14 protein-coding genes are annotated in these 12,735 nt (G+C 44.5%); 4 read left to right on the forward strand and 10 right to left on the reverse strand.

The features are described 5' to 3' along the window. Positions 1–114 precede the first annotated feature (114 nt). The 4 genes from R8O10_RS12350 (at position 115) to R8O10_RS12365 (ending at position 4,597) form a co-directional block, all read left to right on the forward strand. Positions 115–690, forward strand: a complete 576-nt coding sequence (locus tag R8O10_RS12350) for a sigma-70 family RNA polymerase sigma factor (protein WP_005380528.1) — start codon at positions 115–117, stop codon at positions 688–690. After that, on the forward strand, positions 683–1,414 hold the full coding sequence (locus R8O10_RS12355) for a DUF3379 domain-containing protein (RefSeq protein ID WP_318191440.1): 732 nt from the start codon (positions 683–685) through the stop codon (positions 1,412–1,414). Before R8O10_RS12350 ends, R8O10_RS12355 begins: the two co-directional genes overlap by 8 nt. Positions 1,415–1,711: 297 nt before the next feature. Next, on the forward strand, positions 1,712–2,971 hold the full coding sequence (locus R8O10_RS12360) for an outer membrane protein transport protein (protein ID WP_186584741.1): 1,260 nt from the start codon (positions 1,712–1,714) through the stop codon (positions 2,969–2,971). A 309-nt stretch (positions 2,972–3,280) separates the two neighbouring features. Beyond that, the gene (locus R8O10_RS12365) at positions 3,281–4,597 is read left to right on the forward strand and encodes an outer membrane protein transport protein (protein WP_042522518.1); all 1,317 of its coding nucleotides are present in this window, start codon (positions 3,281–3,283) and stop codon (positions 4,595–4,597) included. Positions 4,598–4,671: 74 nt separating this feature from the next. Here R8O10_RS12365 and R8O10_RS12370 read toward each other — a convergent pair whose 3' ends face one another. The 10 genes from R8O10_RS12370 to ccmA all read right to left on the reverse strand — a co-directional run bounded on the left by R8O10_RS12370 (position 4,672) and on the right by ccmA (position 12,727). Then, positions 4,672–5,445, reverse strand: coding sequence for a VacJ family lipoprotein (locus R8O10_RS12370; RefSeq protein ID WP_318191441.1), 774 nt, complete (start codon positions 5,443–5,445; stop codon positions 4,672–4,674). Between the two features lie 216 nt (positions 5,446–5,661). Further along, complete coding sequence (gene ccmI / locus R8O10_RS12375; protein ID WP_017820807.1) at positions 5,662–6,876, reverse strand: c-type cytochrome biogenesis protein CcmI; 1,215 nt, start codon at positions 6,874–6,876, stop codon at positions 5,662–5,664. Beyond that, positions 6,876–7,361 carry a cytochrome c-type biogenesis protein gene (locus R8O10_RS12380; RefSeq protein ID WP_053306688.1) on the reverse strand — a complete coding sequence of 162 codons (486 nt, stop codon included), beginning with the start codon at positions 7,359–7,361 and terminating at the stop codon, positions 6,876–6,878. Before R8O10_RS12380 ends, ccmI begins: the two co-directional genes overlap by 1 nt. Beyond that, the gene (locus R8O10_RS12385; RefSeq protein ID WP_005380518.1) at positions 7,358–7,912 is read right to left on the reverse strand and encodes a DsbE family thiol:disulfide interchange protein; all 555 of its coding nucleotides are present in this window, start codon (positions 7,910–7,912) and stop codon (positions 7,358–7,360) included. Before R8O10_RS12385 ends, R8O10_RS12380 begins: the two co-directional genes overlap by 4 nt. Position 7,913: 1 nt before the next feature. Beyond that, on the reverse strand, positions 7,914–9,890 hold the full coding sequence (locus R8O10_RS12390; protein WP_021034009.1) for a heme lyase CcmF/NrfE family subunit: 1,977 nt from the start codon (positions 9,888–9,890) through the stop codon (positions 7,914–7,916). Beyond that, a complete protein-coding gene (ccmE, locus tag R8O10_RS12395) occupies positions 9,887–10,372 on the reverse strand; it encodes a cytochrome c maturation protein CcmE (RefSeq protein WP_005380516.1) in 486 nt (161 codons plus the stop codon). Before ccmE ends, R8O10_RS12390 begins: the two co-directional genes overlap by 4 nt. Continuing rightward, positions 10,369–10,575, reverse strand: coding sequence for a heme exporter protein CcmD (gene ccmD / locus R8O10_RS12400; protein ID WP_005380515.1), 207 nt, complete (start codon positions 10,573–10,575; stop codon positions 10,369–10,371). Before ccmD ends, ccmE begins: the two co-directional genes overlap by 4 nt. A gap of 11 nt (positions 10,576–10,586) precedes the next feature. After that, complete coding sequence (locus R8O10_RS12405) at positions 10,587–11,330, reverse strand: heme ABC transporter permease (protein ID WP_005380513.1); 744 nt, start codon at positions 11,328–11,330, stop codon at positions 10,587–10,589. A 109-nt stretch (positions 11,331–11,439) separates the two neighbouring features. Then, positions 11,440–12,108, reverse strand: coding sequence for a heme exporter protein CcmB (gene ccmB, locus R8O10_RS12410; RefSeq protein WP_005380512.1), 669 nt, complete (start codon positions 12,106–12,108; stop codon positions 11,440–11,442). Between the two features lies 1 nt (position 12,109). After that, positions 12,110–12,727 (reverse strand): cytochrome c biogenesis heme-transporting ATPase CcmA, encoded by a 618-nt coding sequence (ccmA, locus tag R8O10_RS12415; protein WP_005380511.1) that lies wholly within the window; start codon positions 12,725–12,727, stop codon positions 12,110–12,112. Positions 12,728–12,735 lie beyond the last annotated feature (8 nt).

Genomic DNA, 12,735 nt, shown 5'->3' on the forward strand with positions numbered 1-12,735 from the left:
CCACATGGCTTATTGTGTCAAAGGGGTTGCATGACAAATCCTGCAACCAAAACCGCTAAGCGATGAAGCAAGTAAAGTCATGCTCAGAACAAATAAGAAACTCACAGAGCGAGGATGGAGGCTCCTGTGGCCATATTAAAAATGTTTGGAAAGAAAAATTCCAACAGTCCGGTCAACTCTGATATGGACAAGCAAAGAAAATACGAAGCGCTCGTCCGAGGGTATCATCGTGACTTGTACCGCTACGCATATTGGTTGTGCAAAGATAAAGCGGTCGCGGAAGATCTAGTTCAGGAAACCTGTCTTAGAGCTTGGAAGTCACTCGATAGCCTCCAGGACGAAAAAGCTGCCAAGTCTTGGCTCATCACAATATTGAGACGAGAAAACGCGCGCCGCTTCGAACGTAAACAATTTGATTTAGTTGATATCGATGATTACGGCAATGATGCTAAAGTCAGCGATGACTCACATCATCAGCAAGAATGGCTGCAGGCACAGATCATGAAGCTCGATGTTGAATATCGTGAGCCTTTATTTCTCCAAGTTGTCGGTGGTTTCAGTGGAGAAGAAATTGGCGACATTCTTGATTTAAATAAAAACACAGTGATGACTCGACTATTTCGCGCTCGTAATCAACTTAAAGAGATGTTGGATTCTCAAGATACCAAGAGAGGACAAAAGAATGGATGATTTAGAATTTCGTCGTCGTATTTTGTCGGATCCAAAACAAAAGGATGAAGAGATTCTGCAAGCTTTAGCTGGTAGCGACGCCAACAATAAGTTTGTTGATGACGTTTTGGATCTCGATGTAAAAATTAAACAAGCCATGAATGTGGATGTACCCGAAGATCTCGCAGATAAGATTTTATTTAGCCAGACGTCGAGTGCACTTGATGAAGAGAGGGTCGTAAGACCAAACTTTGTCCGCAAAGCAATGGCACTTGCCGCTTCTATTGCGTTCACCGCAGGATTATTAGTTGGCCAAGTAAACTGGGGAAATGTTTTGGTGTCTCCAGCACAAGCCAGTTTAGCGGATACCGCGATGAAACACGTTATTCATGAAGAGCCGTTTGTTCGTCATCTTGATGAGGATGTACCGAGCTCGCAAATTAATGCGAAAATGTCGCCATTTCATTACCAGTTTAGTGAAAACTTTCCATATCACGTTTACTACCTAAACCACTGCGGTTTTGGCGAATCTAATGCGGTGCATATGGTGTTCCAAGGCCCAAAAGGTAAAGTAACGTTATTTATTACTGGTATTCCAAGCGAACAAAGTACCGACTTTAATAAGGATGGCATGACCGGAGTCGTTCAGCCCGTTGGGAGTTCAAGCCTGATTTTAGTCGGGGAAGAAGGTGAAAATATTGATGCTATCGCTACGACTCTTGCATCAATGATTAAGCCGATGTAACAACTTCGACGATTTCCAGCTTTCAAAAGGTTAAATGCCGCTAAATGATCTTATTTAGCGGCATTTTTGTATAAATAGAGCACAAAACATTCACCACCGCTATAGCATTTAGAGCTTAAACTCTAAATTATGCATTTTAAGTGCAATTTCCCGTCTTTTAGACATCATTTCTGCAATTTTTATTCAATTTTATCCAATGGTCGGATTTGTCCAAGCAATTATTGATACTACTATCTGCGCCACTGAGCAAAAGCTCAATTTATCGTCCAAAGAGACGAATCTAATAAGGAAAAACAAATGACTCAGAACACGCGTCTGTTTAAAAAGACTCTCCTAGCAGTAACGGTAGCTTTTGCCTCAGGTCAATCGATGGCAGCGGGTTTCCAAATCAACGCTCAATCAGCAACTGGCATCGGCCGTGCATTTGCTGGTGATGCAGTAATCGCAGATAATGCAGCAGTAATGGCTCGTAACCCAGCAGCAATGGCTCTGTTTGATAAAATGGAACTTTCGCTAGGTTTCGAAAGCATTACTTCAATGATTGAAGTGAAAGATGCGAAATATAACGTTAATACTCCTTTGGGCTCCAATACTGTAAGTGTTGCTGATACTGATGATGTGGGTGATACGTCAATAGCTCCAAACATTCACCTAATCGTTCCAGTAAATGACAAGTTTGCATGGGGCGTAAACGCATACTCTAATTTCGGCACTAAAACTGAATTTTCAGATAACTACACCGCAACAGAGTACGGTGGTCTTACGGATGTAAAAAGCTTCAACTTTGGATTGGCGGGTTCTTACCGTTTAAACGAACAATGGAGCTTTGGTGCTGGTTTAGATTTAATCTACGGCCAAGGCACAATGAAGCGTACAACTAGCTCTTCAGTCCCAAGGGTTGGCGGTCAAAAAATTCTGGACGTAGATAAAGCTGATGGTTGGGCTGTTGGTTTTAACGTAGGTACTGTGTACGAACTAGATGAAAACAACCGTTTTGGTCTAGCGTATCGTTACAGCCCTGAATTTACGGCGAAAGACGACAAAGGTCAGGAAATCACGCTACCTCTACCAGATATGGCCGAGTTTTCTGGTTTCCACAAAATCCAAGACACTAAGTTTGCTGTACACTACAGCATCCAATACATCGGCTGGAAAGATTTCGACCAAATTGATTTTGAGAACCTAAATCAGGGTTTACTTAAAGGTGGTTACTCGAAAGACTATCAATGGCAAGATGGCTGGCACTACGCAATTGGTGGTACTTACTACCTAAACAACAACTGGACACTTCGTGCTGGTTACATGTACGACACAAGCGCTCAAGATAAAGTAACGTCTATCTCGGTACCAGACTCTGATCGCCAGTGGTTCTCCACAGGTTTCTCTTACCATATTGATAATAGCTCAAACATCGATTTTGGCTTCACGTACTTGTTAGGTGAAGATGTAAAAGTTAATGAGAATACTCAATTATCTCCTGTTCTTTCTACCGGTGTAACAGCAACAACTCATGCTGATGCAATTCTATTCGGCTTACAATACAGCCGTAGCTTCTAAACGCTTCGCTGTTAGTTAGTAGAAAAATACTTTATATAAAAGGCTGGATTTCCAGCCTTTTTTCATATCTGCGATTTATTGCCCACTCAATTTGAGTGAACACGTGTATCTAAATCTCACAATTAGGACGCACAGCTGTTCGCTGAATTCCGTTTACAAGCCTTTCACAGTTAGATTATTAAACCGCACAAATAACATTTAAAAGCATAATATTCCAAATGACCACTTACGCTGGATTTTCATTTCTAAAGTAAAAACTCTACCTTTAAACTTTTGTCCCACGTTATAAACAAATCAGCGAACATTCGAATGAAAACCAACAAGACTCTTCTATCAACAGCAGTGGCATTAAGCCTACTTGGCGCAACGGGCATGGCTAACGCAGCAGGTTTCCAACTTGCTGAATATTCTGCAACAGGCCTAGGTCGAGCATATGCTGGTGAAGCTGCAATGGCTGACAACGCAAGTGCACAATGGCGTAACCCAGCAATGCTAACTTATTTGGAAGGCACTCAAGTGTCCGTTGGTGCAATCTATGTGAACCCAAATATTGATATTGAAGGTGATGTAAACTTCCACGGTAGCACTTCTTCTGCATCTTCAGATGACTTCGCACATGATGCAATCATTCCAAACTTCTACCTATCACACCAATATAATGAGAAATTCGCGATTGGTTTGGCATTTGGCACCAACTACGGCATGGAAACCGATTTAGGTAAAGGCTTTGGTGCCTCGCACTTCGGTAACGAAGCAAGCGTAACGACAATGGAAGCGAACTTGAACGCAGCTTACAAAGTCAATGAATCAATCAGCGTTGGTGGTGGTATCCGTTACATCATCGGCGAAGGCAGCTTTGGCGCAGCAGCTCCTAAGAATAACGTTGTAGGGTTAAATCCTGAAACTAATCAACCAATCAGTGTTCCTCAAGGTACCGCTCTAAAATACATGGAAGGTGACGATACCGCTTGGGGCTGGCAAGTTGGTACAGCATGGCAGATCAATGAAAATAACCGTATCGGCTTCGCGTACAAATCTGAAGTTGAACTGAAGCTTGAAGGCCATGCTGAAGGTCTTGGTTTTGGCTTCGGTACTTCTGAACGCGACAACGGCTACATGTATCTAAACCTGCCTGCAACGGCTGAGTTGGCAAGCTTCCACCAAGTAACAGACCAACTTGCGTTACACGCAAGCGTTAACTGGACGGATTGGAGCTCTTTCGAGAAATTGGAAGCACGTCTAGATACTGCAGGCACGCATATGGTTAAAGTAGAAAACTGGGAAGATAATTATCGCTTTGCTGTTGGTGCTACTTACCAGCTTGATCCTAAGCTAGCGCTACGCACTGGTATTGCATACGATACTTCAGCGGTAAGCGACAAAAACCGTACGATCACTATTCCAGAAACTGACCGTACTTGGCTAAGTATTGGCGCAACGTACGATTGGACGAAAGACTTCAGCCTAGACGCTGGCTTCACCTATATTTTTGCGAAAGACGCACCAATCGTTGAGTCTCGTGGTTACAAGTCAGACGACACTGCAGAACAAGTCGGTGGCCAATTCGTAGGCGAAACTACGGGTAATGTTTGGCTAATCGGTGTTCAAGCAAACTACCGTTTCTAACCAAGCTGCAAAATACAAAAAAGGCTTAGCATCAGCTAAGCCTTTTTTCATTTCTCTATTGTGAAGAACAACGCTTAAAAGTCTTCTAGATATTCGTCTAAATACTCTTCTTCTTCGATGTTAACTTCTTCTACCGTTTCAACTTCTGCTTTAAAGTTTTGACGCTGGATATAAACATCACGAGTAAGAATATATGGATCCGGCGATGAGTCTAGCTGCGCTTCTTGCGGCACTAATAAAGCACGCTTCTCCATGCCTTCAAACGCCCACTTACCCAAACTCGCCCAGAAGTTGAGATAAGAGAGGGGTAAATACGTACTATCTACGGTATCTGTCACTTCACGTAAGGTATACGGACCATAACCCGGAACCATGAAGTAAGGACCATTTCCAACACCATAGTGGCCTACTGCATCACTGAACGCTTTCTCGTCGTACTTCGTAATACCCGCGGCACTTGCAATATCGAATAAACCGAAAATACCGAACGTCGAATTAATCCAAAAACGGTTAAAGTGGTCCACGGCTTTCGTACCATTACCCATGATTAAGTTATTAACCATGCTTGCTGGCTCATCTAAGTTCGATAAGAAGTTAGCGATACCAGAACGAATAGGAACTGGCGTGTATTCTACATACGCAAGTGATACAGGACGAACCAAATACGGATCTAAATATTCGTAGTTGAGTTCCCACATGGTTCGGTTAAAGCCTTCCAACGGGTCATACACATCAGAAGTCGTTTGATTTGTTTCTTGTCCTGTTACTGCTTCATCAGGCGCACTTGAACAGCCAACCAGTCCAACGGCTAACAGCAACAAGAAGGTAGAATTACCCTTGTTATACATTTTATTTTCCATAACGACTATTAATGTACCTAAGTCACCCCGATTAACCATTGTACGTATGTTGAGCAGGATACATAGTAAAGATGACTCAGATATGGGAATAAATAAAGGCCAGCAATCGCTGGCCTTCGGTATTCTACTCGATCGTTTAGAGTCATACCACTAAAGGCAACTGACTCTACCTCGTTGTCATGTTTCAGAGACAGATGTTAACAATTAATACTGCTGATCAATGGTCACTTCTACTGGTGCGCCAAATTCAACGACGTCACTTTCTCCGTGCCAATCTTGATCACGCGTTGCTACGTTACCGTCAGAATCTACACGCACACGGACGATTAGCTTATCGAGTGAAGATAACTTTTGCCCTTGCATCATGGCATTGCCATCATCTAATACGACTGTGCGAGGGAAAGTACCTAGCGGATAACGAGCAGCAGCCACAGGCATCGGGGAGCCATCTGAACGATGTACTGACACAATCAGAACTGCGTTTGGATCCAGCTGAGCATTTGGTGCCACATTAATTGTCACGGCTACACTCTTATCCGGTGAAACCGCTTCGCCCATTTGCTTACGAGCACTCTCAATACTGCGTGACAACATCTCGTAGCGGCTATCTTCTGGACCAATCATTTGCTGCATGATTCCCCAGTACTTGATGGCTGCCGGGAAGTCTTGACGCTCAAACGCATCGAACGCTAACAAAGAAAACACACGCAGATCGACATAGTCTTGCTGCATCAGCTTGCCGAGTAATGAGCGAGCCGTCGCTTGATCCATTTCCTCTTGAGACAGCATCAGAGCTTGTGCATAACCCAACATCACATCAGGATCTTTGGGCTCTAGGCGGTACGATTTTTCCATCGCATCGATAGCTGTGGTGACATCACGATTTGCTAACGCAATACGACCTAGCAGTAACCAACCTGTCGAGTCTTCCGGCTGGTAATGTAAGCGAGTTCGAAGGGCAAGGGTCAAATCCGCCATTTCATCGTCACTCAGCGGCTCAGAAGAAGCCGACATCAGCTTTTTCGATAACTCAGGTAGATTTGCAGACACTTCTTGCCATTGAACAATATCGTCTGACGCGCCAAATTTATAATACAAACCATAGCTCAGCACCACCGTCAGAATTACCGATGGAACTAAAACCGCGATTGGAGAAACCTTAGTTTCTTTTTGCGCTTTATCACCAGGGATATCGTCAAGCAGTGATTGCTTTAGATCAGAAATCAGTTCGTCTTCACTTTCAACTAGACCTTCGTCAGTTTCTTCTGCAAGCTCAGATAGTCGGTCTTTATAAAATGCCTTGTTAAGCTCATCGCGTAACACATCATCATTGTTCGCTTTTTGTTTAAGCAGCGGCAAAGCCACCAGCGCACAAGCAATAAGCGTGAGAGCAACGGTGGAAATCCAAAATAGTGTCATTACTTCTTATCTCCGTTGTTCTCTTCTTCAAGCAATGCTTTTAAACGAGCTTCTTTTTGCTCATCCCATTGCTCGTCACTGCTCGCTTTTGCCTTAACTTTAGATTTACGGCTACGCAGTACAATCAAACCAAAACCACCCATTACTACAGCGAGTGGCCCTAGCCACAAAATCGCAGTCGCGACCGTAAATGGTGGGTTGTAAGTCACGAAGTTACCGTAACGGGCGATCATGTAATCAACAATCTCATCTTTGGACTTACCTTCTTTGGTCATTTCATACACCTTATGGCGTAAGTCCTGAGCAAGTTCAGCGTTAGAATCCGAGATCGTGTTGTTCTGACATTTAGGGCAACGGAGCGTATGGCTTAACTCTTTGAACTGCTGTTCTTGTTCCAAATTATCAAACTCGTACACTTCAATGGCCGCATGAGCAGCAAGAGATAATGTCATCGCAGCAAAAACGGCAAGAATTAGCTTTCTCATTGCTTCGCCTCCTCAACCAATTTGTTGTAAAGCGGCTCCAGTGTTTCTGACCAATTACGTGGGTTTACATCCCCTACATGGCGATAGCGAATCACACCATTTGCATCAATAATGAATGTTTCTGGAGCACCATAAACGCCAAGGTCAAGGCCAAGCATACCACTGCCATCAAATAGGCTGATCAAGTACGGGTTGCCGAGATCATTCAGCCAACCTATTGCTTTATTACGATCATCTTTGTAATTCATACCGATGATCTTAACGCCCTTACCCGCCAATTCGTTTAGGTATTTATGCTCTGCATAACACGTTGGGCACCACGTTGCCCAAACGTTCAAGAGCAACGGTTCACCTTTAAAAATTGATTGGTCGTACTGTTTTCCAGGCTCAGCCAGGTCTTCTAAATGAAACTCAGGAACTGGCTTGCCAACCAAAACCGACTCCAATTTAGTTGGATCATCGCCCTCTTGGTTACGCATTAATTGGGTTGCGAAAATGCCCGCTAGAATCATGAAAGCGACAAGCGGAATAAATAAGATTTTCTTATTCATGTTATGCCTCCTGCTCTTTTGACTTCGCATTTTTCTTCGGCGATTTACGGAAGCGGTAGCGTTTATCAGAAATCGCTAGTGCGCCGCCTAATGCCATAATCAAAGAGCCAGCCCAAATCCAACGAACGAACGGTTTATAGTAAATACGAACAGCCCAAGATCGGTTGTCGTCTAAACGTTCACCCATTGCAATGTATAGGTCGCGGCTAATACCACGGTCAATGGCTGCTTCAGTCATCATAGACTTAGCCGTACGGTAGAAGCGCTTCTCTGCGTGAAGCGTATTCACGTATTTGCCATCATGTGTGATCTCAAAGTCTGCGATGTAGCCATCGTAGTTTGGACCATCTTTATCACGCAAGCCTGAGAAGTAGAAATCATAACCTTGAATTTGGAAGTGTTCGCCAGGTGCTAAACGTACATCTCGCTCGATGCTGTAGTTCTGTACCATCGCAATACCGATAACAGATACCGCCAGACCAACATGACCCAACATCATTGCCCAGTGGCTACGTTGCAGCTTGCGAACACCTTCACTAAAGCTATGACGGTGCGTTGCACGCTCGTACAATTCAAAGCCATGCATCGCAATAATCCAAATCGCCATCACCCAACCAATGTAAGCCATGGTTGAGAAGAAATCGGCAAACAGGTACACGCATAGCGCGGCCAAAGCGAAAGCAAGCACACCTGAAACGAGCATTGGTTTCACAAGTTTAGATAAACTGTCTCGCTTCCAGCGAATAAGAGGACCAATACCAAGCAGAAAAGCAAATGGCATCATTAACCACGCAAATAGCATGTCAAAGAATGGCGCACCGATAGAGACCGACCCCAAACCAAGCTGCTTGTGTACGAGCGGCAACAGTGTCCCCACTAACACCACAACAAGAGCGGCGATAAGTAATACATTGTTGGCTAAGAGCGCATTTTCACGTGAGACTAAGTCGAAGTTACCTCGTACACGCACTGCTGCCCCTTTTACGGCAAACAGCAATAAAGAGCCGCCGATAACGAAAACGAGGAAGCCTAGAATAAACATACCGCGCGACGGGTCAGACGCGAACGCGTGCACCGATACTAAAATACCGGAACGGACTAAGAAGGTGCCCAACAAACTCAACGAAAATGCAGAGATTGCCAATAGTACCGTCCACGCTTTAAATGTGCCGCGTTTTTCTGTCACGGCAAGAGAGTGCATTAATGCGGTACCCGCTAACCAAGGCATGAATGATGCGTTTTCTACTGGGTCCCAGAACCACCAGCCACCCCAGCCAAGTTCGTAGTAAGCCCACCAAGAACCTAGTGCGATACCAAGTGTTAAAAATACCCATGCAGCGGTTGTCCAAGGACGAGACCAACGAGCCCAAGCCGTATCAAGGCGTCCGGTCATTAGGGATGCGATCGCAAAAGAGAATGCAACCGAGAAACCAACATAGCCCATGTAAAGCATTGGCGGGTGAACAATCAAACCAGGGTCTTGAAGCAGAGGGTTCAAGTCACGTCCGTCAACCGGGAAGAACGGTAACGTACGTAGGAATGGGTTCGACGTTAGGATGATAAACAGTAGGAAACCCACTGAGATCATGCCCATAACAGCAAGTACACGTGCAACCGACTCTTGCGGCATACCACGACTAAACGTCGCTACAGCGACAGTCCAAGCAGCTTGGATTAAAACCCATAGCAACAGTGAACCTTCGTGCGCACCCCATACTGCGGTTAAACGGTAGTACCAAGGAAGCTGACTATTCGAGTTGCTCGCTACATACTGTAACGTGAAGTCGTTGGTATAAAATCCCCAACATAAAATGGCGAAAGAGAACAACAGCATCAGGAACATAGACCAAGATAGCGGTCGCGCTGTGTTCATGAGCATGGTGTTATTATTCGATGCTCCCCACAATGGCAATACGCTCAACAGCACTGCCATTGCAAGCGAAAGAATGAGAGCAAAGTGACCGATTTCAGCAATCATTGGCCGCTTCCTTGTTTCTGTTCGGTGCTGTATTGAAGCGGTTCATGCGTTTTCTTCATCGCTTCTGCAATTTCTGGTGGCATGTATTCTTCATCGTGCTTCGCTAGGACCTCAAATGCCTCAACTGTCGTGGCATCTTTCAGTACACCTTGAGCAACAATACCCTGCCCTTCACGGAACAAGTCAGGAAGAATACCGTCATAGGTAATCGTCACTTTCGGACCGACATCGTGCAGGTCAAAACTCACTTTCAAAGAATTAGGATCTCGACGAACTGAGCCCACAACCACCATTCCACCGATACGCAGACGCTGGCCTACTTCTGGCTTGGTGCCATCTGGCTTACCATTAACCAATTCCGTTGGAGTGTAGAAAAGGTCCATATTTTGGTTAAGCGCATAAAGTATCAAACCAATGGTGGCACTAATACCGATAAAGATCGCTAGTACAATACCTAGCCTCTTTTTACGTCTCGGGTTCATAAGGTGTTCTCCATGTTCTTCGCTGCGTCGATACGAGCTTGACGGTCAATTTTTGCTTTCACTTCTTTCAATAATGCATCACCGCGGCGAAGGCTAGTGATCAGAAGAATCAGCATGGATAAGAAAGTAATACCAAACGCACTCCATACGTATGATGCGTAGCCACCCATGGCAAAAAAGTCGCTCAGAGATTCAAAATGCATAATCAGTTACCTCACTGAGTTTGTTCTGTTGCGAGTTTGCGCACCCAAGGGCGGTGACTTTCTTTACTGATGATTTCGTTACGAAAACGGACCATCGTCACGGCACCAAAGAAGAACGCAAAGCCAAAGATGTTCAGCAATAACGGCCAAAGCATGTCGGATGAAATAGAAGGTTGTTCAAATTTCGTGATCGTCGCACCTTGATGAAGCGTGTTCCACCATTCCACGGAAAAGTGAATGATAGGTAGGTTTACTACGCCTACGATCGCTAAAATACCAGCAGCTTTTGCGGCGGTTTTTTGATCGTCAAACGCATGGTAAAGCGCAATCACACCAAGGTAGAGAAATAGAAGAATCAATTCAGATGTAAGACGGGCATCCCATACCCACCAAGTGCCCCACATAGGCTTGCCCCAAACAGCACCTGTAAGTAGAGCAATAAAAGTAAATACTGCACCAATCGGAGCCATCGCAAGTGCCGCCATATCAGATAGGCGAACTTGCCATACTAGGCCAATAAATGCAGCGATCGCCATCGACATATAAACGCCCATAGACCAAATAGCTGATGGGACATGAATGTAGATGATTCGGAAACTATCACCTTGTTGGTAATCTGAAGGCGCAAATGCAAGCCCCCAAACCGTACCAACCGATAAGCATACGAGGGCCAATACAGAAAACCAAGGCAGAAACTTACCACTCAAACGATAAGCTGCTTCTGGCTTGGCATAAGGATGTAGCCATTTCCACATGTTTTGTTCTCACTCTTACTTCAGGGACACTGTCTAAAGGGTTGAGACCGTAGCAGTGCTTTAATAATAATTCTTTGATCAAGCGCCGCTTCATTGGCACTTTATTGAGTTAGTTAACACTAACTCGCAATGCGGCACTGATGGCAAAAGGCGTTAATGTCATCGCCCCCATTAGCATCGCACCTAAAATCGCTAGTTGACCGTTATACGCCATACCGAGTGCGGCAGCATCAATTGCCGATGTTGCGAAAATCAAAATTGGGATGTAGAGCGGAAGAATAAGCAAACTCAAAAGAACGCCACCCTTTTGCAACCCAACAGTCAACGCCACACCAATGGCGCCAATAAAACTTAGTGTTGGTGTACCGATCATCAAGGTTAATACAACCGATAGCCAAGTATTGAAGTCGAGCGAAAGTAAAACCGCCAATAATGGGCTAATTAAAATCAGAGGTAACCCTGTTAACAACCAATGTGCTATGACCTTTGAAACCACTACAAGTTGCAATGGAATCGGCATTAGCATCATTTGTTCTAGTGCACCGTCTTGAAAATCATCACGAAATAGACGCTCTAATGATAATAAGGCGGACAGCAATGCGGCAACCCAAACGATGCCCGCTGCAATACGTGCTAACAAATTAGGTTCTGGTCCAATACTCAGAGGAAAGAGAGTAATGACAATAATAAAGAACCACAGCGGGTTTAGAATGTCTGCCTGACGGCGAAATGCGATTAGGAGCTCACGACGAATGATGGTGGTCATCGATGAAATCATATCAGTCACCCAGCTTTATTTTTCTAAGTTTCGGGCTGTCCGCAAACATATCTTGATGTGTCGTCAACACGACAATACCGCCATTATCAGCATGACTTGCGAACAAAGATTCAAGCACCTTGACACCTTGCTTATCAATGGCAGTCAACGGCTCATCTAAAATCCATAAAATTTGCTTACTGAGCCATAACCTTGCCAATGCGACTCGTCGTTGCTGACCTGCGGAAAGTTGTGCTACAGGCACATCTTCTCGACCAGCTAATCCTACTTGAGTCAAAGCGATAAAGATTTCTTCGTCTGAAGAGCGATTATTTTGAATAGATTGATAAAAACGTAAGTTTTCTAATGCGGTAAGCTCTCGTTTCACTCCTGTTTGATGTCCTAAGAAAAGCAGATCTTGATGGAAAACATCACGAGATTTTTCAACCTCTTCGCCTTTCCATTTAATGACACCTTCTTCTCTATCACCTAACCCTGTCACAATCCGTAGCAATGTAGTTTTACCAGTACCATTACGCCCTTCGATCTGGACCAATTCACCAGGCTTAATTTCAAACTGCAGGTTTTCAAACAGAACCCTTTCATCACGGATTGCTGTCAGGTTAGACACTTCTAACATAGAGCTTC

This window comes from Vibrio sp. 1727, assembly GCF_033344415.1.
In the GTDB taxonomy this organism is placed as follows: Bacteria; Pseudomonadota; Gammaproteobacteria; order Enterobacterales; family Vibrionaceae; genus Vibrio; species Vibrio alginolyticus.

What these genes read in the sequence shown, in the direction of transcription:
- R8O10_RS12405 (WP_005380513.1), bottom strand. Translation starts at nt 11,330, where the DNA reads ATGTGGAAATGGCTACATCCTTATGCCAAGCCAGAAGCAGCTTATCGT.
- R8O10_RS12370 (WP_318191441.1), bottom strand. Translation starts at nt 5,445, where the DNA reads ATGTATAACAAGGGTAATTCTACCTTCTTGTTGCTGTTAGCCGTTGGA.
- R8O10_RS12385 (WP_005380518.1), bottom strand. Translation starts at nt 7,912, where the DNA reads ATGAATAAGAAAATCTTATTTATTCCGCTTGTCGCTTTCATGATTCTA.
- R8O10_RS12360 (WP_186584741.1), top strand. Translation starts at nt 1,712, where the DNA reads ATGACTCAGAACACGCGTCTGTTTAAAAAGACTCTCCTAGCAGTAACG.
- ccmB (WP_005380512.1), bottom strand. Translation starts at nt 12,108, where the DNA reads ATGATTTCATCGATGACCACCATCATTCGTCGTGAGCTCCTAATCGCA.
- R8O10_RS12355 (WP_318191440.1), top strand. Translation starts at nt 683, where the DNA reads ATGGATGATTTAGAATTTCGTCGTCGTATTTTGTCGGATCCAAAACAA.
- R8O10_RS12365 (WP_042522518.1), top strand. Translation starts at nt 3,281, where the DNA reads ATGAAAACCAACAAGACTCTTCTATCAACAGCAGTGGCATTAAGCCTA.
- ccmE (WP_005380516.1), bottom strand. Translation starts at nt 10,372, where the DNA reads ATGAACCCGAGACGTAAAAAGAGGCTAGGTATTGTACTAGCGATCTTT.
- ccmI (WP_017820807.1), bottom strand. Translation starts at nt 6,876, where the DNA reads ATGACACTATTTTGGATTTCCACCGTTGCTCTCACGCTTATTGCTTGT.
- R8O10_RS12390 (WP_021034009.1), bottom strand. Translation starts at nt 9,890, where the DNA reads ATGATTGCTGAAATCGGTCACTTTGCTCTCATTCTTTCGCTTGCAATG.
- R8O10_RS12380 (WP_053306688.1), bottom strand. Translation starts at nt 7,361, where the DNA reads ATGAGAAAGCTAATTCTTGCCGTTTTTGCTGCGATGACATTATCTCTT.
- ccmA (WP_005380511.1), bottom strand. Translation starts at nt 12,727, where the DNA reads ATGTTAGAAGTGTCTAACCTGACAGCAATCCGTGATGAAAGGGTTCTG.
- R8O10_RS12350 (WP_005380528.1), top strand. Translation starts at nt 115, where the DNA reads ATGGAGGCTCCTGTGGCCATATTAAAAATGTTTGGAAAGAAAAATTCC.
- ccmD (WP_005380515.1), bottom strand. Translation starts at nt 10,575, where the DNA reads ATGCATTTTGAATCTCTGAGCGACTTTTTTGCCATGGGTGGCTACGCA.